This window comes from Enhygromyxa salina, from assembly GCF_000737335.2.
Classification (GTDB): Bacteria; Myxococcota_A; Polyangia; order Nannocystales; family Nannocystaceae; genus Plesiocystis; species Plesiocystis salina_C.
In genome coordinates this window covers 1-21421 of record NZ_JMCC02000051.1, presented here as the reverse complement: position 1 = coordinate 21421, position 21421 = coordinate 1, and the positions used below count along the sequence as shown (strand labels likewise).

The following is a 21421-nucleotide window of genomic DNA, read 5'->3' as shown; positions in this document are numbered from 1 at the left end:
CGCACCGCTGAGCCTTCGTTGTGCTGAGCCGGTCTTCGCCTGGGACCCACCTTGGTCAAGCTCACCGACGCGTCCGACGAACCCGACCAGGCCAGCACAGGCCTGCGCCTGCTGCCGAACTGGTCGCTGATCCGCAAGGTGCTCTACCTCGGATCCTTCGTCATGCTCGCGATGTTGACGCAGTACTTCGTCAACGCCGCGGACAACCTCATGGTTGGCCGCCTCGACGACGCCGCCGAGGCCACGGCCTCGCAGGCGGCGCTGGGTCTGGGCATGCCGCTGTACTGGGCGGTCGGTGGGTTCTTCGCGGCGATCTCGTATGGCGCCCAAGCCATGACCGGGCGCCGCTACGCCGAGGGTGACGAAGAGCGGGCTGGCCAGGTCCTGTTCAACGCGGTGCTCGTGTCCGTGGTCGCCGGGGCGGTGGGGATCGCGGTTGGTTGGTTCAGCGGGCCCCATGCCGTCAATTTCCTGGCCGAGGCCAGCGAAGAGCAAAAGCAGCTGGGCACGGTCTACGTGCAGCTGCGCGCCCTGGGGATCGGGGCGATGGTCTCGACCTTCGCGTTCAAGGCCTTCTTCGACGGCATCGGTCGCACCTACGTGCACCTGATCGCCGCGGTGGTCATGAACGTGTTCAACATCGGGCTGAACTACTTGCTGATCTACGGCAACGATCGGCTCGGGATCCCCAGGATGGGTCTCGCGGGCGCGGGCTGGGCCTCGATGATCGCCACCTATCTGGGCTTGGCGATCATGATCGTCGTGAGCCTCGCGCCGCGCTACAGCCGTCGCTTCAAGTTCTATCGGCTACGAAATTTCGACCGCAAGGTGATCACCAACATCATCAGGCTGATGCTGCCGGCCGGGTCGGCCAGCTTGATCCTGATGACGGGCTTCTTGCTGTTCTTCAAGTTCGTCGGGCAGATCGACGCCGACATGGGCACCGGGAACACCTACTCGGCCGCGACCAAGGCGTTGATGGACACGGCCGCCCTGTGCTTCATGCCGCTGCTCGCGTTTGGAACGGCCACGGCCACGGCCGTGACCCAGAGCCTTGGCGCGGGCAAGCCCAACCTGGCCGCGCGCTACGGGTGGGACTCGGTCCGCGTCGGCCTGCTGGCGATGATCCCGATCATCTTGGTGTTTTGGATCTGGCCCGAGCAGATCATCTCGCTGTGGGCACCGAATGACCCCGCCGTCGCCGCAGCTGGCGCCTCCTCGCTGCGCTTGGTCGCAACCGCGCTCCCGATGCTCGTCGTTGCGATCATCTTGTCGCAGTCGCTGTACGGCGCGGGCGCCAACGTGTTCGTGATGATCATCGAAGGCATCCTTCACGTCGGCTGCCTGGTGCCACTGAGCTGGTTCCTGGGTCCGCACCTCGGCTTTGGCATGGAGGGGATCTGGACCGCGGCGGTCATCTATGTGAACGCGCTCGGGCTGGCGATGGGGATCAAGTTCTTGGCCAAGGGTTGGCGCTCGATCAAGCTGTAAGCGCATGTGGGTGGTCGCCGGCCTCCAGGTTTTTGCCGTGCAGGGAACGACGGGCGTATCATCGGGCCATGCGTCTGCTTGTGCCCCCTCTCGCGCTCGCCACGACTTTGATCATTCCGACCGTCGCAGTGGCGAGCCCGTTCGCGGTGCCGCTGACGGCGAACGATCTGAACCTCTTGGTTCACGCGCCACCGGCCGACGACGCAGCCCCGGTCGCCGATGACGCAGCCCCGGCCGACGACGCAGCCCCGGCCGACGACACAGCCCCGGCCGACGACGCAGCCCCGGCCGACGACGCAGCCCCGGCCGACGACGCAGCCCCATCCGAGGACGTCCCCACTGGCGACGACGCGGCGATCGATCCCACGACAGAGGATCCGACCGAGGGCGAGGTGATCGAGGATGAAGACGACGAGTTCGAGGACGAGCTGTCGGGCGGGCCCGCCAAAAGGGGTGACTTCAACGCCAACGCGATCGGCCTGCGCGGCGGCATTCACCTGATCCCTTCGTACTTCCTCAACGCCGCGCTCGCGTCGTACGGCAACTCGCTGTGCCGCGACAAGCCGGGCAACTGGGGCGAGCAAAACGGGCTGGTCAAGGTCGACGGCTGCAACTTCTATGTCGGCGGCGACTACATCCGCCGGGTCACCCGCGCCTTCGACGTCTCGGTTGGGGTGGGCTACCTGCACATCCAGCCGCCGGACTCGCTGTGGCTCGACAATGACGAGTGGGACCGCGACAGCTGCACCGTCGACGAGGGCAGCGGCAGCAGCTGCAACCTCGGCGCCGCTGACTACACCGAGATCGACCTGCGGATGTTCACCGCCGAGGTCAACTTCATCGGCCGCGGCACGCTGTACCGCAACTCCGACGTCGAGGTTCAGCTCGGCGGCGGCGGTGGCGTTGGGATTGGGGTGCTGATCGGCGACGGCGTGCGCCGGACCCCGCTCGGCCCCAACCCGGGCTCGCCTGGGGACGCCGGCTCGTGCCAGACGCTGGCGGACACAGCGGACTTCCGCAAGTGCACGCCTCGCTACTACAACGATGTTGGCATCGACCAGGACGGCGACGGCATGCGCGAACCGAATGACGACCACATCGACCCCTCGACAGCAGAAGTCGACGGCAACGGTGGAAACGCCCCTGGGGGCAGGATCTCGACCGGCAGCAGCTTCGCCCGTTGCTCGCGGGACAAGTGCGACGGCGGCGACCTCGGCGCCTTCAACGCCACCGAGACCAACGGCACCTGGCCGGTCTACCCGGTGATCAACCTCTTTGGCAGCTTCCGCGTGATTATCAAGGACTCGTTCGGGATCAGCATCGAAGGCGGCATCAAGGACGGCTTCTTCTTCGGCGGTGGCATGCAGTACTACTTTGGCGGCGGCGGCAAGGACAAGTAGGCCCGGCCTCGCCTCCGCGCGCCACGGTCAGCGCAGGCGCTCGATCAGGATCGTTGCATGGGCGAGCACGACTTCGCGTAGCTCGTCGGGTGCGATCGACTCGAGCGCGTCGCCAAGCGAGAGCAGCCGCCGCGCCAGTTCGCGACACGAGCGGTAGGCGACGCGGCGCTCGAGCAGCTCGCCCTCCTCGATCCAGGTGTCCTGCTGGCCGGGATCCCACACGTTGTGGTGGACCCAGCGGGCGACGGGGGCCCGGATCCGCAACACGGCGACGCCGGGTCGATCCTCGTCAATCCCGAACGCCGGATCGTGGTCGCCCCAGATCTTGTCGGGGGCGGGTACGGCCTCGCGCGGGGTCAGCCCCTCCACCACCTTGGTGTCGTCGATCTGCGCGACTCGGAAGCTGCGCGGCTCGCTGTGGGTGCGGGAGTAGGCTCGCAGATACATGTTGCCGTCGTGCAGGCGCAGCTGCCAGGGCTCGATGTCGTGGATGCGTGCCGCGCCGGCGCTGCTCCATGGGCTCGCGTAGCGGATCTGGACCACGTGCTTGCCGATCGCCCCGAACAAGGTCGACAGCACCCGGGGATCCGTGCGGCTGCCGGTGGTCAAGGTTGCGACCAAGGTCCCGGGCCGCGTGCCCTCGCTGGGGGTGCGGCCGCGGTCTCGCATCTCGGCGTCCATCTGCTCGGCGAGCCGGCGCAGGCGCGAGGTGATCTCTTCGTCGGCCAAGGGCGCGAGCAGAGCCTCGGCGAACAACACCGCCGACAAGTCCTGAGGGTCGGGGTCGGTCAGGGGTAGCGTGAAGTGAGGGTCCCGCAGGACCCAGCGGCCAGCCCCACGGTCGAACTCCACCGGCGAGTCACAGTGGTCGCGCAGCCACGTCAACGCCCGCTGGATCGAGGGATACGAGACGTCCGCGACCTTCGCCAGCTCCTCTTTGGTCGCCGCACCATGCTCGCGCAGGTGCCGAAGCAACACCCTCGCGGTCTCCTTGACCAACTCCGACGGCCCGTCACTCATGCCCGCACAGGCTATCAGATGCGCGGGCCGACAGTTTTCAGCGCGGGCGACTTTCAGCTCGGGCGAGGGCTTCTCGCCCGCTCGCGGACGCGTTCGTGGACTGGTTCACCGTGGGCAGCCAAGTCCTAGATGTCCCAAGTCCTACATATCCCAAGTCCTACATATCCAGGTTGGGCACGCTGACGAACTCGCCCTCCGGGTAGCGCAGGGCGACCAGCGGACCGCCGCGACCGGCACGAAAGTCCAGGCACGCTGCGTTGGCGCCAGGGCCGGTCCACCCGGGTGAGGTCGGCGTGTGCTCGGGCCAGGGAAACCAATAGTGACCAAACACCAGCTTGGGCGCGTCGGCCGGGTACTCGTTCCACCACGCCACGCGCTGGGTCTCGCGCCAGTGACCGCCGTGGTCGCGGTAGCGTGGAACCGCGCGCTCGGGGCCCTTGATACACAGCTCGAACGCGTGCTCGAGCCGGCCCCCGGGCCCGCTGGCCACGAGCAACTCACGGGTGTCGACGCGGGTCGGCAGCTGCCGGATCGCGTCGGGATCCCAGTACGCATGCACGACTCGCAGGCGACCTTCGTCGAGCAATAAATGGGTTGGCTGCGACTCGATGAACGCCCGGGCCCGGTCCCAGCGCTGCGGCGACGCGTCGATCTGCGTCAGCGTGGTCTGGAACTGCGCGCGGTTCTTGTCGCTGTGCTCGCGCAGGCCCTCGACGTAGTGCAGAGCGTTGAGTTCGTGGTTGCCGAGCACCATGTGTGCGCATCCGCTGTCGACCAGCGCCGCGATCCGCTCGACACACCCGAGCGGATCAGGACCCCGGTCAATCAGATCCCCCACCGATATCAGCACGCGACCCTCGGGGTGATACCAACACCCACCTGCGCACAAATAGCCGAGTCGCTCGAGCATCGCGTCGAGCGTGCAAATTGTGCCGTGAACGTCACCAACCAGGTCGAATCGTCCCAGGCTCACTCTGGCAGTGTAATCGAACTGCACTTTCGACCAAAGCGCGAAGTCACCAGACACAATTTTGCGCGCTCGCGAAGGGGACTATGTTGATTGTGACGGCGGTTCACACGCACACCACACCGCAAACACCTGTCCCAAAGACCACATTTTGGACGTTGGTGCATACCGGCCGGAGGGCCGCTAATGTCGATCTATCCAGGCACCGCTAGCCTCGGCCTCAGAAGGTGGGCTAACCGGAATCACCGCACCCGTGTGTCCAATTGGACAGTGATGATCACGACATGAGAAGCCGCCGGCAAGATGTTCACATTCGAATCAAGTGTGCTATAGTCGCGGCGTGTCTACCTTCGAACGGGAATTCAACTCCGCGGTCGAAGCCGTCGAACGCGACGTCTTCATCAACCTCGTATGCGAGAACCCGCAGCTGACGCTCGCCGAGCTGACCAGGCTTGGGAAGGGGAAGTTTGCCGGGCTGCTCGGCACGGTATGTGTTGGTGACATCATCGAGGCCGGCGGCTCTTCGACCAGTGACATCATCGCCGACGTCAAGGCCAAGCCAAACAACAAGGCCAAGCCGAACGGAAAGACCAAGCAGGCCAAGTCCAAAGCCGTCAACACGCGAACCCCCGAGGGTCGACGGGCCTATGACGCGGCGGTGTTGGCGATCGTCGAAGCGGCGGACCACCCAATCAAGGCGCCAGAGATCACCACCAAGGTCGGCGGAACCGCGCTGCAGGTTCGCAAGGCCCTCGCGCGCCTGATCGAGCTCAACCAGGTCACCTGGGAAGGTAAAGCTCGCGGCATGCGATACAGCGGCGTGTGAACCGCCCCCCGCTAGACGCGTCGCGAAGCGTTCGCTTCCCGCAAATTGAATGCCGTGTGTGAGCGGGCTCCCCGTCAACACACGATGTCCCCAACGAGGTCCCCAAATTTCAGGCTGTGACGGCGCAGGTTGCTTCGGCACCTGCGCTCGGGCTATGCACACCCCATGGCGCGAACGCGAACGCGACAGCCCGCACGCGGGCGGTGCATGCAAGCTCTGCTCGCCCTCGCTTTCACGACACTCGTCGGGTCGGCCTGCGAGTCGGGTGAGCCCGCAAAATTAGCAAGCGAGGATCCGCCAGCGGTGGCGCCAGCCTCGGCCGATCCGCTGGTCGGCTACGATCTTCGGCGCCTGCGCCCGCGCGAGGACGAGCCGCTCGCCAGCATGTTCGAGCGCGTGCGGCTCCAGGCGGTCAGTGAGCAAAGGCGCGTGGCCGTGTTGTTCTCGGCCGACTGGTGTGAGCCCTGCCGGCACCTCGACCTCGAGCTTGGCAACGAGCACCCGGAGTCGATGATCGGCCACGTCCGCATCCTCGAGCTCAAAGAAGACGACTGGAGCGTCGGCGCTCGCATGGATGAGTTCAACGAACTGCGGCGGCGCTGGGAGCCCGTGCTCAACACCTACCCGCTGCTGCTCCTGCTCGACGCCGAGGGCCAGCGCGTCGAAGAGATGAAGGACGCCAAGCAGCGGCTCGAGGCCGACGGGCTCGAGCCAACCCTGCCAATATGGTTCGCCTCAGCCGCGGCCAGCTGAAGCATCCGCGCACGGGCCGAAAACAGTCCCCCACCTGCGAGCTGGGTTTGGTTACTCTGGGCCATGGCTCCGAGTCTGAACGTCGTCGTCAACGGCATCGAATTCGACAACCCCTTCCTGCTCGGCTCAGGACCACCCGGCACCAACGCCCGGGTGATCATGAAGTCGTTCGAGCTCGGCTGGGGGGGCAACGTCTGCAAGACGATCAGCCTCGACCACTCGAAGGTGATCAACACCAACCCGCGCTACGCGAAGCTGCGCGATCCCGACGACGACAAGAAGGTGATTGGGTTCGAGAACATCGAGCTGATCTCCGACCGCCCATTCGACACCTGGCTCGAGGAGTTCCGCGAGATCAAGAAGCGCTGGCCCAACAAGGTGCTGATCGCCTCGATCATGGAGGAGTACCGCAAAGAGGCGTGGGTCGAGATCGTCGAGCGCGTGCAAGAGACCGGCGTCGACGGGTTCGAGATGAACCTCTCGTGCCCGCACGGGCTGCCCGAGCGGCGCATGGGCGCGGCGATGGGCTCGAACCCCGAGATCGTCGGTGAGGTCGTGGGCTGGGTGAAGTCGGTCTCGAAGATCCCGGTGTGGGCCAAGATGACGCCCAACGTCGGGGATCCAACCGCCTCACCCAAGGCTGCGGTCGAAGCTGGGGTCGACGGGCTGGCGGCGATCAACACGATCCTGTCCGTGGTCGGGATCGATCTGGACACGCTGCGGCCCATGCCAACCGTCGAGGGTCACTCCACACCCGGCGGCTACTCGGGCATGGCTGCCCGGCCGATCGCCCTGCGCCACGTCATGGAGATCGCCAAGGCGCTGCCCAACACGCCGATCTCCGGCATGGGTGGGATCTACTCCGGCAGCGACGCCGCCCAGTTCGTCGCGCTGGGCTGCCACACCGTCCAGGTCTGCACCGGCGCGATGTTGCAGGGCTACAAGGTGATCAAAAAGCTGACCGTCGAGCTCCAGGCGGTGCTCGAGAAGCACGGCTACGACAACCTCGAGCAGCTGCGCGGCGCCGCGCTGCCCTACTTCACGACCCACTCGGATCTGGTCGAGCGCCAGCGCGAAGCGAAGAAGGACCTCGCGCTCGAGCGCGACGCCTCGACCTGGCAGGGCGAGATCGACAAAGAGACCGACTCGCTCACCGCCAACTGACTGCTCTCAGCTCGGGCGGCTGTTGTCAGCTCGGGCGAGCTCAGGTCAGGCGCTCGCGCAGGAGCTGAAGGACAGCTGGCTCCTGCGTGGCGTTGAAGTGTCGGCCGCCTTGGACCACGCGCACGTCGGCGTCGAGGCGCTGCTCCCAGGTGGCCTTGTTGGTCCGCCAGTCACGGGTGAAGGGGTCGTCGCTCGAGAGCAGCACCGTCACGCCGCCGGCGGTGTTGGACTGCAACGAGGGCAGCGCAACCGAGGTGTCGATCCACGGGCGGATCGACGGCCAGGGCTCGTCGACGGCCCACCAGCCCGCGATGCACAGCAGGTGCTCGGGTCCAGCGGCGCGCTCGTTGTCGGCGCCCACACCCACGTCCCCCGCGCGGAGCTCCGCGAGGTAGCGCAGCAGCGCCTGGCAGCCAACGCTGTGACCAACCAACAGCGTCGAGCGCAGCGCCTCTGCACGGGTACCCAGCGCAGACTGCAACGCGGCGACGCACTGCTCGATCACCGGCGCGTCGGGGTTGGGCAGCTCCACGACGTCGACCTGCAGGCTCGGGCCGGGGTCTTGGCTCAGCTGCGCGCGAATCCACGGGTACCAATCGTCGCCCGCGTGGCCGCTCCAACGCGGCACGATCACCACGCGCTTCGTCATCGTCGCCGCCTCACCGGCGCCATCATGGCGCGAACCAATCGCCGCAGCCATTATTTGGAGTGTTTGCGAGTGTTTGCAGCTGGGGCGAGGCGGGCGTCAGTCGTGGAGGGCGGCCACGACTCGCTCGAGTCGCATCCCGCGGCTGCCCTTGAACAACACCGCGCCTGCGTCCGCGCCACAGTCTGCCAAGCGCGCGCGCACCCACGCGACCGCCGCTTCGACGCTGCCCGGCTCGCCCGACACGCCCGACACCCCCGACACATGGCCGGCCACGACCCCCGCCGCGTCCGCGGCCGCGGCGATCTCTTTGGCGAGCGGACCAAAACCCAGAACGCCGTCGAGCCCCAGCCGCGCAGCGTGAGCGCCGATCTCCCGGTGCAGCTGCGCCTGCGTGGGTCCGAGCTCGAGCATGTCACCCAGGACCGCGAGCAGGGGTCCGCGGCGGGTCGCGCGGAGCCGCGCGAGGCTGTCGAGCGCGGCGATCATCGAGCCGGGGTTGGCGTTGTAGCAGTCGGCGATCAGCAAGTGCGGACCCAGCTGCTGCAGACGGCCGCGATCACCGACCGGCGCGACGGCCTCGAGCGCGTCCACGAGCGGCGCGAGCGGCAGCCCGAGATGGACCGCGACCGCGACCGCGCTCGCGGCGTTGCGGGCGTTGTGGGCTCCAAAGCTGGCGAGCTGGACCACCAGTCGCTCGCCGCTGCGAAGCCGCAACACCGCCCGCGTGCGCACGCCAACCTCGACCTCGGTGATCGCCACGTCGAGCAGATCATCATCGGCCCCACCGACCGGCCCGACCCGCAGCACGCGAACGCCGGTCTTGGGCCCGGGAAGGTGCGCGCGCAGGCTTGGCTCGTCGGCGGGCACGACCAACGCTGGCGGCCGCCCGTCCGAACCGGGCTGCAGGTGGGCGATCGGCTCCGCTTCGGCGGCGGCGATGTTCGCCAGCGAACCCATGAACTCGAGGTGCTCGAGCGCGATCGAGGTGATCACGTGGACGTTCGGGCGCACGATCCCCGCGAGGTGGTCGTTCTCGCCTGCTGCGCTCATGCCCAGCTCCAGCACCGCCGCCGCTGGCGCGTGAGGCTCGTCGACGAGGGTCAAGGGCACGCCAAGGTGGTTGTTGAGGTTGCCGCGCGTACACGTCACCGGCTCAAACCCGGTTGCCAGCGCGGCCTCGACGAACGCGCGCGTGGTCGTCTTTCCGTTGCTCCCGGTGATCCCCACGACGGGCCCGGTGATCTGCTCGCGAGCGTGGCGCCCCAGCGAGCTCAGCCCGACCAGCGTGTCGTCGACCTCGACCACGGTCAGCTGATCGGCGCCGCTGGGCAGGGTGCGCCCGGCCCCTAGCAAGGTCGCGCTCGCCCCCCCCTGCGCAGCAGCGACGATGAAGTCATGCCCATCTCGCGCCGCCATGATCGGCACAAAGAGCGCGTCGGTCCTGGGACTCCGGCTGTCGATGAAGGCTGTCGCAATCGGCCGATCACCGACGCGGAGCAAGCGGCCTCCAGCCGCGTCGGCGAGAATCTGTGGAGTCCAGCGCACGGCTGCCCTGTACCACAGGACGGCCCGCCAGCTCGCAATCTGGACGCTCGTGGACCTCGAGGCGCGCCCTACGTCTGCCTACATCTTGGTCCGCGACGAAGATCTAGATGCCAGACAATCCCGAAAGGACGGGTGCGAATGCGAGTGCTACAGTCCTTGCGCCGAGCATTGCGCTGACGTCATGCGAACGTTCCCAAATAGGGCGAGGCCTCGACGGCCAAGAAGCCCATCACGGGCTCCTAGCCCCACTTCCGCAGCGTTGGGATCGTGACCGCCAAAGACACCCTGCTGCTCGATCAGGGCTATCAGCCGCTGCGCGTGATCCCGTGGCAGCGAGCGATTTGCATGAACTTCCTGGGCAAGGTGGAGATGGTTGCGGCCCACGAGCGACCGATCCGCACCGTCACCCGCGAGTACGCGGCGCCCGCCGTCGTGCGCCTGCTTGGACCCTACCGGCCGCAGCAATACATCGTTCGGTTCTCGCGCGAGGGCGTGCATGTCCGAGATCGCTACACCTGCCAGTACTGTGGCAACCGCCCCTCGCGGCGCGACCTGACCCTCGACCACGTGCTGCCGCGCCACCGCGGCGGGCCGACCTCGTGGGACAACATCGTCACCGCCTGCTCACCCTGCAACCTGCGCAAAGGCGGCCGGACCCCCGACGAGGCCAACATGCCGCTCCATGTCCGCCCGCTGCGGCCACGCTGGATGCCACCCACCCGGACAGCGCTGGGCCTCGACGAGATCCCACCCCCCTGGCGCGACTGGCTGCTGCTGTAGTTTAGACCCCAGTTTAGACCCCCACACACGCCTTCGCACTACGCAGGTCACTCGCTGCGCTCGCTCCCAACGGGCTGGCTGGTCGCATCCGCATGTGTGGCCCCCTCGAAGGGGGCTTGCTTTTTAGACCCCCACACACGCCTTCGCACTTCGCAGGTTCTTTTTAGACCCCCACACACGCCTTCGCACTACGCAAGGTCACTCGCTCCGCTCGCTCCCAACGGGCTGGCTGGTCGCATCCGCATGTGTGGCCCCCTCGAAGGGGGCTTGCTTTTTAGACCCCCACACACGCCTTCGCACTTCGCAGGTTCTTTTTAGACCCCCACACACGCCTTCGCACTACGCAAGGTCACTCGCTGCGCTCGCTCCCAACGGGCTGTCTGTTCGCATCCGCATGTGTGGCCCCCTCGAAGGGGGCTTGGCAGCGTTGAGCCGTCGGCGTGCTCATGCGGCCGCGTGAGGGCTACCGGGCTGCAATCGGCGACTCCCCGTATGCGTCTGCCGAAGCCACCCGAGCCCCCTGCCAGGGGGCCACACATGCGGATGCGAACAGCCGGCCCCGAGGAGCGAAGCGACCAGACGCGCCAGCGGCTGCAGTCGGCGAAGCACCGGTACACGTCCGCCGAAGCCACACGAGCCCCCTTCCAGGGGGCCACACATACGCCCGCACACAGCCTGCCCGTTGGGAGCGAGCGCAGCGAGTGACCTGCGTAGTGCGAAGGCGTCTGTGGGGGTCTAAAAAGCAAGCCCCCTTCCAGGGGGCCACACATGCGGATGCGAACAGCCGGCCCGTTGGGAGCGAGCGCAGCGAGTGACCTGCGTAGTGCGAAGGCGTCTGTGGGGGTCATAAAAAAACCTTTTCGGGGTTCAGGATGCCGAGGGGGTCGAAGATTCGCTTGATCGCTCGCATCGCGTCGATCTCGGTCGCGCTGCGGGTGTGGCCAAGGTACTCGCGCTTGAGCAGACCGATCCCGTGCTCGGCTGAGACGCTGCCCTGAAACTCGCGCACGAGGGCGTACATGATCGGGTCGAAGGCGTGGCAGTGACCCAGGAATTCGTCGAGGTCCATGTCGTCGGGGCGCAGCAAATTGAGGTGCAGGTTGCCGTCGCCGACGTGGCCAAAGCACAGCGCCTCGAGCTCGGGCAGCGACGCGGCGACGGCCTCGCGCCAGCGCGACATGAAGCGGGTGATCTCGCGGACGGGGACGGCGACGTCGGCCTTGTGCGGGGTGTGGGCGTGGAGCGACTCGGAGATGTCCTCGCGCCAGGCCCACAGCTCCTGGGCCTGGGTCTGAGTCTGGGCGACGACGGCGTCGAGCAGCTCGTCGGCCTCTTGGGCCTCGCCCAGCAGCTCCATCAGCGCGTCCTGGGTCGACTCGTGCCCGTCGGCGCCGTGCTCGACCTCGATCAACACCTGCATGGGGCCAAGTTGCTCGAGCGGGCCGGCCTGATCCACGCCCCGATGCGCGACGACCTGATCCACGCAGCCGCGATCAAAACACTCGAAGGCCGAGAGCACCAACGACGAAGCGCGCAGGCGAGCGAACAGCTGCGAGAGCGCTGCGTCGCTAGCCAGCGAGCAGAGCACCACGACGTAGCCAGCGGGCGGCTGCGTGAGCGTGAGCGTGGCCTCGACGATCAGCCCAAGCGTGCCCTCGGAGCCAATGAACAGCTGGCGCAGATCGTAGCCGGTGTTGTTCTTGACCAGCGCCCCCCCCAGCGAGAGCCGCTCGCCGCTGGCGAGCACGACCTCGAGACCGGCGACACGCTCGCGGGTCAGGCCGTGACGGATGACCTTCACGCCGCCCGCGTTGGTCGCGATCGAGCCGCCGATCTGCGCCGATCCCTTGGCCGCAAAATCGACCGGGTACACGAGGCCCTGGGCCGCCGCCGCGTCTTGCACCGCCTGAACCGTGGCGCCCGCCTGGCAGCGGAGCAGCCGGCTTGGTCCGTCGACCTCGAGGATCTCGCTCAGGCGCTCGAGTGACACGACCAGCTCGCCGTTGATCGCCGTGGCTGCGCCGGTCAGCCCCGTGCGCCCGCCCGAAGGCACGATCGCCACCCGGGCCTCGCTGCACGCTCGCACGATCGCCTGAACCTGCTCGATCGTGCGGGGCAGCGCGATCGCTCCCGGAGCCACGGGCCAACCACCCTTGCAGCGGTCGCTGCCGTAGTAGGCCAGGTCCTCGCCCTCGGTGACGACGTCGGCGCCCAGCAGCGCGCGCAGACGCTGAACGAAGCGCTCGTCATCGGCGCGTTGAAAGGCTTGATCGCGGGACATCCGGGGCGAACCTTAGACCAGGCGGTTTGCGTTGGCTGCCCGCCCGGGGCCCGCAACCTGGTCGCAAAAATCGGATCGAGGCCACCCGCGGGCCAATCGTTTTGTTAGTTTTGCCTCAAAGACGAACCTCGACGTCGCCCGTGGATGCATGGTCACCGGACTGGTCGTTTTGACGGCCAATAGTGATCGTTCTGGTCGTTGCACTCTCGATGAAATTTTGGCGGGCGGGATGCGCATGCGCCACCGAGCTCTTGCGGCGATTTGCCCCAGTCGGTGCAAAAGTGCTCGGCTCCAAAGAAGAACCGCGCGCCCCCAGCTAGTGGGATGGCGCGCGGTCGACTCACGGACCCTTCCTGGCCGTGAGGCTCGGAGTCTCAGACGGATGCGCTAGGTTGGCTCGCGCGCGGGCGCAGCAGCTGCCGCACCATGCGAACCACCGACTTCACCACGGGGTGACCCTTGATGAAGACGACGCCTACGACGTGCTTATCGTCGCCGGACACGAGGACTGCGTGATCACCGACGAGAACACGGACGGAGGGCTCTTGGGCGATCTGCCGGAGCTTTACTGCCTCCATGACAATGGGGTTCCACCGATCATCACCGACCCACTCGGGGTCGCCGCTGTGTGCGGGATCAGTGAACCAATCAAGTACGGCCACGATGCCATCGTGGCGCAGAACACGTTCGATTTTGCTGTTGGCCATGTTGTTTCCTGGGTTGGGGGACATTGGATTTTTACAGCTAGACGCGCACAGCGTCAATCGCGCGAGGTTACAGTGACACTGTACTTTTTTGACACACATGCCCATATACAGCGCTCGCGCAGCGGACGCTGCCCGGATGTTCGCAACTTGTTGCTGAGGGCCCGACAAACCGGTGTACGCGCAGTTTTGGCGCCTGCCGTCGACCACGCGGACTGGGACACACTGGCGAAAATAACCCCCCCGCGCGGGCTCAATCTCTACGTGGCGTGGGGTCTGCACCCCTATTTTGTGTGTGAAGTCACGCCTAGTGAGTCCGCTACCATAGTTGAGGAATTATATGATCGCGTAACTAGCGCAACCTCAGAATTGCGCACCAGGCTTCGGGCGATCGGTGAATGCGGCCTCGATTTCGCCCGCGCGCAGAGCCCCGAGGTCCGCGCCCACCAAGTCCGGGTGTTTCGCGCGCAGATCGACCTTGCCCGCGCCACCGGGCTGCCGATGTCGATCCACTGCGTGCGGGCTTCGGGCCCGTTGCTCGAGCTACTGCGCGAGCGGCCGACCCCGCCGGCGGTCATGCACGCGTTCTCGGGCAGCGCGCAGACAGCCCTCAGCCTGGTCGCGGCGGGCCACTACATCTCGTTCGCCGCCAACGTGTGTGTGCCCGGCGCTCGCAAAGTCATCGAAGCCGCGCGCGCGGTGCCTGACGATCGCTTACTGCTCGAGACCGACTCGCCCGATCAAACACCACCAAGCCGCCGTCCCGCGCCCAACGAACCGGCGTTCATCATTGACGTGGCGCGGCGCCTGGCCGAGCTGCGCGGTGCTGAGCTCGAAGCGATCGCCACGCTGACACGCGACAACGCGCGCCGCGTGTTTGGCGTTGAAGAGCCGCTCGCGCTCCACGAATTCGACGACGATGATCAGCCGTGATCATCGGACGGCGAGCGAGTAGAACCGGGGCCGTGGGTCCATCTCGACCGCGCGCCTGGCTCGCGCTGATCTTCACGCTCGTGGCGCTGGTGTCGATCAGCGGCTGTCGATGCGGAAGCGAGGAGCCAGGCGAAGGCCCGGTCGTCGTGTCCGAGCCCAGCGCGCCGGTCAGGGTGGACACCCACGCGCGGACCCAGACCCTGCGCAGGTTGGTCATCGCCGACGCGTCGCAGCTCGCCGATCTGGATCTCTCGACTGTCGAGTTTCTGGATCTGGCGATGAGCGAGCGCGACTCACAAGAGCGCCCGCTGCAGCTCCCGGAGCTGGCCAGCGAGACCGGCGAGACCGGCGAGACCGGCGACCCCGGCAACCCCGAGCCCCCCGGCCTCCCGGAGCTGTCGAGTCCGCGCTGCGAGGGCTTGGATCTGCACGTGCTCGCCGACCGGGCGCCGCAGCTCGTCGCGCTGCGGATCAGCGGCTGCCAAGCTGCCGTGCACGCTGGCCTGTCAGCGTTCGGAGGGCGTCTGCGCGAGCTCGAGCTCGTCGATCTCGAGCTCGACGCCGTGACCGTCGCCCGCCTCTCGCAGCTGCACGCCCTCGAGGCGCTGACCTTGACCCGCGTCCACGCCGAGCCGGACGCGCTCAAACCACTCGGTCGCAAGATCTCGCCGCGCTCGATCACGCTGCGCGAACTCGCCGACGACAGCCCGGTCTCGGAGCTGTTTCGGATCTTGCCGGACATCCGCGAGATCCGCTTGGTCGGTCCGTGGGTGGCCCACAACACGATGATCCGCGTCGGCAAGGCCAGCAAGCTCGAGCGCTTGGCGGTGATCGACAGCGAGGTTGGCAATTTCTCGCTGCACCAGATCAAGACCCTCGATCACCTGCACCACATCGAGTGGTCGGGCTCGGGGTTCAACAACGGCTCGCCGATCGTCCTGCGCGAGCTGCCGCTCGACGAGCTGATCTGCAACTGCCCGCGGCTCGGCGACAAGGGCCTGCGTCAGCTGCGGTTGTTGTCTGGGCTGCGCGTGTTGGTGCTCGAGCGCTCGGATATCAGCTCGGCCGGGCTCATCGAGCTCGCGGGGCTCAACGCCCTGCAGGATCTCACGATCCGCTACCGCGACATCGATGGCGCCGGGTTCGAGGCCCTCGCAACCCTGCCGCTCGAGCGACTGGTGCTCGGCCCCGGCACGCTCGCGGATCCCGAGGCTCCGGGGCTTGGCGGGCTCACGGGGCTGCGCTCGCTCGACATCGAACTCGAGGGCTTCGGCGACGCGGCGGCCCCGGAGCTGGCCACCTTGGTCGCGCTCGAGCGGCTCGGGCTCGGCGGCTCGGGGATCTCCGACGAGGGCTTGGTTCACTTGGCCCCGCTGACGCAAATGCGCCACCTCGAGCTGCATCACACGCGGGTCACCAAGCACGGCCTCGCCAACCTGCAGGGCATGCAGGCGCTCGAGATCCTCGAGCTCGATCACACCGACGTGGTCGACGAGGGCGTCGCCCACCTCGCCAAGCTTGGCGCGCTGCGAGAGCTCCGCTTGGACCACACCCTAATTACCGACGCCGCGATCCCGTACTTGCTCGAGCTCGAGCAACTGCAGCGCCTGAACCTAGCCGAGACGGTGATCACGGCCGCCGGCGCCGCCAGGCTCGATCAGCTCCCACGCTTGGACGCCGTCAACCTCGCCGGCACCCGGGCGCTGTTTTAGAGCGCCCCCAAGGACCTTGGCTAAGGTTCACCTGGGAGCTGGAGGAACATCCGGGCGCCGTCGAGCCACGCGACCCCGGCGACCACGGCGGTGACCAGCGAGCGACCGCGGGCGAGCTCGCTGGCGATCGCGCTGGCGAGCGCACACCCGGTTCCGCGTGGATCGGGTCCGCTCACGCGCGGACGCTCGAGCACCAGCTCGCCTGCGCTGGCCCGATACAGCCGATCCCGGATCCGGTCCGGCCGATCCTCGACCGCCTCGCCCTTGAACAGCACCGCGGTCGTGCTTGGCAGCGGGCCGTGCTTCATGAGCTCGCGGGCCTCGTCCACGTTTGGGGTCAACAGGTCGACGCGGGCCGCGAGCTCGAGCAAGGCGCGGCCCGACGGACCGAGACGGCCGCCGTCGGTGGCCATGATCACCGGGTCGCACACGACCAGCGGTCGCGGACTCCGGGCCTGCAGGCCAGCAAGGAACTCGGCGATCTGATCCACGCGATCCCCTGGGATCATGCCAAGCTTGACCGCGCGCAGCCGCGGATAGTTGGCCACGCGACCCAGCTCGCGCGCGAGCGTGTCCGGGTTCGCGCTGGCGTAGGTGGCGGGCTGACCGTGACCCTGTCGAGTCACGGCGGTGCACACCGCGAGCAACTCGAGCTCGGGTGCGCGCCGCGAGATCGTCCACGCGTCGCGCAGCAGGCCGGCGCCGCCTGTCGGATCCATGCCGCCGACCGTGGCGATGCCCAGGCGCGCCGTCACTGCGCTCGACTCCCCTCGGCATCTGCGTAGATCACCCGCACGGACTCGATGCGATCCCCAGGCAGCAACAAGTCCACGACCTCGAGGCCTTCGCTGATCTGCCCGACCACGGTGTAGCGGGCGTCCAAGTGGGGCTGCGGGGTCTGGGTCACGAAGAACTGTGAACCACCGGTGTCCTTGCCAGCCAGCGCCATGCCCACGGTCCCCCGCTCGTAGCCGAGGTTCGACCACTCGCAGGGGACCACGTAGCCCGGGCCGCCGTAGCCATCGCCGCGTGGATCACCGCCTTGGATCACGAAGCCGGGCACGACCCGGTGAAAGTCGAGCCCGTCATAGAAGCCCGCGTCCGCCAGCGCGACGAGGCTGGCTTGGTTGATCGGCGCCTCGACGCCCGCGAACGCGATCGTGAAGCTGCCCGCGCTGCTGACCACGCGCAGACCCACGGGCTCGCTCGCCAGATAGCCGACCAGATCGCTGGCCAAGCGCTCGCCAAAGCCCGTCAGCCGCGAGGGCGCCGCGCTGCGCTCGGCCAGATCAAACTCGAGCAGCAGCTGCTCATGACCCAGCAGCGCCTCGCGAGCTTGGCGGCGCACGGCAACGTGGACGTCGGCGGCCAAGGGCAGGATCGTGCGGGCCAACCACGGGCTGGACGCCGCGGGGCTCGGGGCGCTCGCGCTCGGGTTGGGATCGATGCTCGCGACCGCGTTGCGAGCCAGGGCCCCCAACGCCTCGATCGCGGCCAGTCGAGCCTCGAGCTCGCCGGGCTTGGTGCGCTGGGTGACGAGCTCCTCGAGCAGGGTCAGGACCTCGAGATCCCGCTTGCTCGCGTCGACCGAGCGCACCGCGATCGCCGTCGCCGCGGCCGCCAAGATCCCCGGATCGGGGCTGAGCAGGGCCACGCGCAAGACGGGCAGCACGCTTGGATCATCGATCTCGGCCAGCGCGTGCAGGGCTGGGGTCGCGCGCGCGGGGTCGCTTGCGCGGGCCAGCTCGAGCAACCGGGAGATCCTGACTTGGCGGCCGGGGTCGCGCGGCGCCTCGTCGACCTGGTCCGCGATCACGGCCTCGTCGTCGATCTGTGCGGTCCCCAAGTTGTTGTTCGCGGGCGCGTCGGCTCGGGTCGCCCGCAGCAGCGCCTCGACCTCGAGGTTGACGAGCAAGCTGGTGGGTAGCTCCACCGCCGGGGCCCCAACCAGCTCGTGACAGCGGGTCAGCGCCTCGGTCTGGCCGCTGCGGATCGCTTGCAGCAAGCGCAGCTCACACAGGGCCAGCGCCGACGCCTTGCGCAAGCGTGGGTCCTCGCCGCGACGACCCACCAACAGCTGATCCGCGAGCTCGACGAGCGCCGTGTCGAGCTCGGGCGTGGCCGCGGCGGCGCCCGTCCGCATCGCCTGCAGGCCAACGATCAACACGTGCTGGCGCGGACCCGCGAACGACTCGATCGGCAGCGCGGCCATCCGCTGACGAAGCTCGGCGGCGCCGCGTGGATCAGCCCCGAGCGCCCGCGCGGCCTCGACCTCGATCTCCCACGACGGCGGATCTGCGAGCGCGAGGATCCCCGGCGGGATCGCCTTGGGCAGCTCGCCCAGCGCCGCAAACGACCGCCAGGCCAACATCGCGTGGGCCGGGCTCACCGGCCGCTCCACGTGCGGGGTCAGCCGCTCGACCAACAGCTCGCGCGACTCGACGAGCAGCTCGCCAGAGGATCGGGCGCAGCGACTGAGCGCGTACAGAGCCGCCTCCGCGACCGCCGGATCCACCCCGGGCCGCCGCTGCAAGCCCGCGCTCACGGCCTTGCCCGTGACGGGCTCGAGGCTGAGGCCGCGGGCACACATGACCCCAAGCATCTGCATCGCGGCCGACCACCGGGCGACGACCTCGGGTCCGTGATCAGGGCCCGGCACCTCGGTCAGATCGACACCCAGACGCGTGATCGACCGGCTCCCGCCGATCCGCGCGATCGCCAGCAACAGCGCGCGCTGGTGGCTGAGCGCGCCCGGATCCGAGACCGCGTAGCGGGTCCACAGCGCGTCCTCGAGCAGCCCCCACGGACCGCCCGCGAGGGGCTCGGGCGGGCCGCCAGCTTCGTTGCCGGGGACCTCGAGCAGCGCCGCGGCGGCCAGCGCCAGGCTCTCGCCGCGATCGAGCTCGAGGAGCAGACGCTCGCGCGCCTCGGCCCCGCCGATCCTGGCCAGCGACCACAAGCCGCGCTCGCGCAGCAGCTGGGCCCGCGCTTCATCCACGCTGGGATCGCTCGAGTCGATCAACGCGTGCAGCTGCGGCGCCATCGGCTGGCGCGCCAACTCCGGCGCGAGCACCTCGTTGACCGAGAGCAAGGGCACGCGCGAGCCCCAACTTGGGAGCCCCGGACCCTCATCGATCACGGCGGGTGCCTCGCCCGCCGTCTCCTGCCGCTGGCCCGAAGCCCCCCCGGGACTGGTCGACGACCCCCCGCAACCAAGCCCGCAAGCCCAGCCCAAGCCGAGCGCCGCGACCCACACCGAGAATTGAAGCCGACCCCGCAAGGTGCACCGACAGTAGCGCAGGCCCCGACGCCCGGTACACTGCCCCGCATGTCCAACAAGTTCACCGGGACCGTGCGCCACAACGACCTCGAAGGCGGCTTCCTCGAGCTCGTCACCGACAGCGGCGACGTCTACCGCCTCAGCGGGGCCAAGCCAAAGGTCGGCCAGCGCGTCCGGGTCACAGGTCGCGTCGAACGCGGGGGTTTTGGGATCCACATGAGCGGCCCAGCCCTCGAGGTCGAGTCGATCGAGACGCTGTGAGGGTTCGCTGCCCTCGGAGAACCAATCCACGAAGGCGTCCGCAAGCGGGCGAGCAGCCCGCGCCCGAGCCGAGAACAGAAATCGACTCCAGGGGTTGACGCCCGGCGTGGCTCGGATTAGCTTCCACGCCCCTCCCTGAGGGCAGTCCACGCGAGGGTGGCGGAATTGGTAGACGCGCACGGTTCAGGTCCGTGTGGCTTCGGCCGTGGGGGTTCAAGTCCCTTTCCTCGCACAAGAGAAAGAAAGCCCGAGTCTCACGACTCGGGCTTTCGTTTTTCATTACCCCCACAGGCGCTTTCGCACTCTGCGGTCACTCGCTGCGCTCGCTCCCAACGGGCTGGCTGTTCGCATGGGCATCATTGGCCCCCTAGAAGGGGGCTCTCGTCTGGCCACCCACGGCCACCGGCCGGCGCTCCATGGTTCGAGTGCGCGACACGAATTCCCGTAGTGCGAAGACGCTGGTGGGGTTAGGAGAAGACGCTTGTGGGTCAGGACGAGACCCCCACTGCGCGGCGCTCCATCGTTCGAGAACCCCACGGGCGGCTTCATCCTACGGGGGCTTCGCGCACCTTAGCCACGGAGCGCCGGCCGGTGGCCGTGGCTGGCCAGACAAGAGGCTACACATGCCCCTGCGAACTACGGGGCCTTCGCGCACTTTAACCATGGAGCGCCGGCCGGTGGCTGTGGGTGGTCAGACGAGAGCCCCCTTCTAGGGGGCCACACATGCCCATGCGAACAGCCAGCCCGTTGGGAGCGAGCGCAGCGAGTGACCGCAGAGTGCGAAAGCGCCTGTGGGGGTAATAAAATGCCTAGTCCTCCCACTCATCGTCGTCCACGGCTTCGACGGTGAGCCGGGCGCGGTTGGCTGAGCGATCGTGCGGCTTGGGCTCCGAGGCCGCTGCGGCGCGCGCCCGGGATGAGGAGCGCGCCCGGGTTCGGGCGGTGGGGGCGTCGGGCTCGGCGGCGACTCGCGCGGCGGCCTTGTGCCTTCGGTCGCCCTCGTCCTCGTCGTCGTCGGTCAGGCTCGCCAGGGCGTGATCCAGCTCTTGAGCAGTCGGGCGCTGCTGCCCGGCCGTCACGCCCGCGGGTGGTCGACGCGTGGGGGTCTTGCCCGAGAGCACGCTCGCTGGCTTCGCGGACTTGCCTGGCTTCGCAGGGGGATCGTCCCCGACGTCGCCCAGATCGAGCAGATCTTCGCCGTCGAAGTCCGCGAAGGGATCGTCCTCACTGGTGTTGCCGCTGGCCGGAAACCCCTCGGCGCCGATCCCCGCCCGCGCCATCTTGGCTCGCTCGCTGGCCAGCATGCGCTCTTGCTCGAGCGCGCGCGCTTGCTCGGCGGCGAGCAGGTTGCGGGTGACCTCGAGCTCGTCGAGCAGCGAGTCGACGGTCTCCTTGTGCTTCTCGAGCTGCGCGAGGCTGGCCGCGAACCGGGCGGCGTTGCGGTCCGAGGCGTCCGTCATCTCCCAGATCTTTTGCTCGGCCGAGTCCAGCGACGCGAGCATGTACTCCTGCTCTGCCGTCCGGACCTGGATCTCGAGCCGCAGCCGACGCAGGCGATCACCGTCAACCCCCGGCCCCGCGGCCGCAGCCGCACCATCGGCGCGCGCGGCCGTCAGCTCGCGCGCGTGGTCCCGGGTCCAGCACCCGGGTGACGG

The 21421-nt window shown here is 68.0% G+C and carries 18 protein-coding genes, 1 tRNA gene and 1 pseudogene; 10 read left to right on the top strand and 10 right to left on the bottom strand.

The genetic code is table 11. The features are described 5' to 3' along the window. Positions 1-51 precede the first annotated feature (51 nt). Positions 52-1491: an MATE family efflux transporter gene (locus tag DB30_RS20235; RefSeq protein WP_146659797.1), complete on the top strand. Its 1440-nt coding sequence runs from the start codon at positions 52-54 to the stop codon at positions 1489-1491. Here the strand turns inward: DB30_RS20235 and DB30_RS43130 are convergent. Beyond that, positions 1419-1988 carry a hypothetical protein gene (locus DB30_RS43130; RefSeq protein ID WP_165703855.1) on the bottom strand — a complete coding sequence of 190 codons (570 nt, stop codon included), beginning with the start codon at positions 1986-1988 and terminating at the stop codon, positions 1419-1421. The genes DB30_RS20235 and DB30_RS43130 overlap by 73 nt on opposite strands. Here DB30_RS43130 and DB30_RS20225 point away from each other — a divergent pair. Continuing rightward, positions 1884-2891, top strand: coding sequence for a hypothetical protein (locus DB30_RS20225; protein WP_165703854.1), 1008 nt, complete (start codon positions 1884-1886; stop codon positions 2889-2891). The genes DB30_RS43130 and DB30_RS20225 overlap by 105 nt on opposite strands. Before the next feature lie 27 nt (positions 2892-2918). On the opposite strand, the gene DB30_RS20220 is transcribed toward DB30_RS20225, so the two are convergent. Both DB30_RS20220 and DB30_RS20215 read right to left on the bottom strand, forming a co-directional pair. Next, positions 2919-3911, bottom strand: coding sequence for a helix-turn-helix transcriptional regulator (locus tag DB30_RS20220; protein WP_052551444.1), 993 nt, complete (start codon positions 3909-3911; stop codon positions 2919-2921). A gap of 157 nt (positions 3912-4068) precedes the next feature. Continuing rightward, complete coding sequence (locus DB30_RS20215) at positions 4069-4884, bottom strand: metallophosphoesterase (RefSeq protein WP_052551442.1); 816 nt, start codon at positions 4882-4884, stop codon at positions 4069-4071. 334 nt (positions 4885-5218) lie between these two features. Between DB30_RS20215 and DB30_RS20210 the strand changes: the two genes are divergently transcribed. The 3 genes from DB30_RS20210 (at position 5219) to preA (ending at position 7621) form a co-directional block, all read left to right on the top strand. Then, entirely contained in the window at positions 5219-5704 is a 486-nt protein-coding gene (locus tag DB30_RS20210; RefSeq protein WP_052551440.1) for a hypothetical protein, read from the top strand. A gap of 207 nt (positions 5705-5911) precedes the next feature. Beyond that, entirely contained in the window at positions 5912-6457 is a 546-nt protein-coding gene (locus DB30_RS20205) for a hypothetical protein (protein ID WP_146659793.1), read from the top strand. Between the two features lie 63 nt (positions 6458-6520). Continuing rightward, a complete protein-coding gene (preA, locus tag DB30_RS20200; RefSeq protein WP_052551436.1) occupies positions 6521-7621 on the top strand; it encodes an NAD-dependent dihydropyrimidine dehydrogenase subunit PreA in 1101 nt (366 codons plus the stop codon). A gap of 40 nt (positions 7622-7661) precedes the next feature. On the opposite strand, the gene DB30_RS20195 is transcribed toward preA, so the two are convergent. Both DB30_RS20195 and DB30_RS20190 read right to left on the bottom strand, forming a co-directional pair. Further along, a complete protein-coding gene (locus tag DB30_RS20195; RefSeq protein ID WP_052551456.1) occupies positions 7662-8270 on the bottom strand; it encodes an RBBP9/YdeN family alpha/beta hydrolase in 609 nt (202 codons plus the stop codon). Between the two features lie 96 nt (positions 8271-8366). Then, on the bottom strand, positions 8367-9815 hold the full coding sequence (locus DB30_RS20190; protein WP_146659788.1) for a UDP-N-acetylmuramoyl-tripeptide--D-alanyl-D-alanine ligase: 1449 nt from the start codon (positions 9813-9815) through the stop codon (positions 8367-8369). A gap of 267 nt (positions 9816-10082) precedes the next feature. Here DB30_RS20190 and DB30_RS20185 point away from each other — a divergent pair, with 267 nt between their 5' ends. Further along, a complete protein-coding gene (locus DB30_RS20185; protein ID WP_052551430.1) occupies positions 10083-10595 on the top strand; it encodes an HNH endonuclease in 513 nt (170 codons plus the stop codon). Positions 10596-11439: 844 nt separating this feature from the next. Here DB30_RS20185 and DB30_RS20180 read toward each other — a convergent pair. Together DB30_RS20180 and DB30_RS42340 are read right to left on the bottom strand one after the other, a co-directional pair. After that, complete coding sequence (locus tag DB30_RS20180) at positions 11440-12876, bottom strand: FAD-binding oxidoreductase (RefSeq protein WP_146659786.1); 1437 nt, start codon at positions 12874-12876, stop codon at positions 11440-11442. Positions 12877-13250: 374 nt separating this feature from the next. Then, positions 13251-13583: a hypothetical protein gene (locus DB30_RS42340; protein WP_240480284.1), complete on the bottom strand. Its 333-nt coding sequence runs from the start codon at positions 13581-13583 to the stop codon at positions 13251-13253. Here DB30_RS42340 and DB30_RS20175 point away from each other — a divergent pair. Next, positions 13503-14513 carry a TatD family hydrolase gene (locus DB30_RS20175; RefSeq protein WP_338082203.1) on the top strand — a complete coding sequence of 337 codons (1011 nt, stop codon included), beginning with the start codon at positions 13503-13505 and terminating at the stop codon, positions 14511-14513. The genes DB30_RS42340 and DB30_RS20175 overlap by 81 nt on opposite strands. Before the next feature lie 32 nt (positions 14514-14545). Then, positions 14546-16225 (top strand): leucine-rich repeat domain-containing protein, encoded by a 1680-nt coding sequence (locus DB30_RS20170; RefSeq protein ID WP_052551426.1) that lies wholly within the window; start codon positions 14546-14548, stop codon positions 16223-16225. A 20-nt stretch (positions 16226-16245) separates the two neighbouring features. On the opposite strand, the gene DB30_RS20165 is transcribed toward DB30_RS20170, so the two are convergent. Beyond that, positions 16246-16980 carry a bifunctional hydroxymethylpyrimidine kinase/phosphomethylpyrimidine kinase gene (locus DB30_RS20165; RefSeq protein WP_052551424.1) on the bottom strand — a complete coding sequence of 245 codons (735 nt, stop codon included), beginning with the start codon at positions 16978-16980 and terminating at the stop codon, positions 16246-16248. After that, positions 16977-19364 (bottom strand): peptidylprolyl isomerase, encoded by a 2388-nt coding sequence (locus DB30_RS42335; protein WP_240480281.1) that lies wholly within the window; start codon positions 19362-19364, stop codon positions 16977-16979. The genes DB30_RS20165 and DB30_RS42335 overlap by 4 nt, the downstream gene beginning before the upstream one ends. 189 nt (positions 19365-19553) lie before the next feature. On the opposite strand from DB30_RS42335, the gene DB30_RS20155 reads away from it, so the two are divergent. Together DB30_RS20155 and DB30_RS20150 are read left to right on the top strand one after the other, a co-directional pair. Continuing rightward, on the top strand, positions 19554-19766 hold the full coding sequence (locus DB30_RS20155; RefSeq protein ID WP_052551422.1) for a DUF5818 domain-containing protein: 213 nt from the start codon (positions 19554-19556) through the stop codon (positions 19764-19766). Between the two features lie 150 nt (positions 19767-19916). Next, positions 19917-19998: transfer RNA gene (locus DB30_RS20150), tRNA-Leu, on the top strand. A 577-nt stretch (positions 19999-20575) separates the two neighbouring features. On the opposite strand, the pseudogene DB30_RS20145 reads toward DB30_RS20150, so the two are convergent. Beyond that, positions 20576-21421, bottom strand: a pseudogene (locus tag DB30_RS20145) (hypothetical protein); the annotation flags it as partial.

What these genes read in the sequence shown, in the direction of transcription:
- DB30_RS20220 (WP_052551444.1), bottom strand. Translation starts at nt 3,911, where the DNA reads ATGAGTGACGGGCCGTCGGAGTTGGTCAAGGAGACCGCGAGGGTGTTG.
- DB30_RS20205 (WP_146659793.1), top strand. Translation starts at nt 5,912, where the DNA reads ATGCAAGCTCTGCTCGCCCTCGCTTTCACGACACTCGTCGGGTCGGCC.
- preA (WP_052551436.1), top strand. Translation starts at nt 6,521, where the DNA reads ATGGCTCCGAGTCTGAACGTCGTCGTCAACGGCATCGAATTCGACAAC.
- DB30_RS20195 (WP_052551456.1), bottom strand. Translation starts at nt 8,270, where the DNA reads ATGACGAAGCGCGTGGTGATCGTGCCGCGTTGGAGCGGCCACGCGGGC.
- DB30_RS20180 (WP_146659786.1), bottom strand. Translation starts at nt 12,876, where the DNA reads ATGTCCCGCGATCAAGCCTTTCAACGCGCCGATGACGAGCGCTTCGTT.
- DB30_RS42340 (WP_240480284.1), bottom strand. Translation starts at nt 13,583, where the DNA reads ATGGCCAACAGCAAAATCGAACGTGTTCTGCGCCACGATGGCATCGTG.
- DB30_RS20155 (WP_052551422.1), top strand. Translation starts at nt 19,554, where the DNA reads ATGTCCAACAAGTTCACCGGGACCGTGCGCCACAACGACCTCGAAGGC.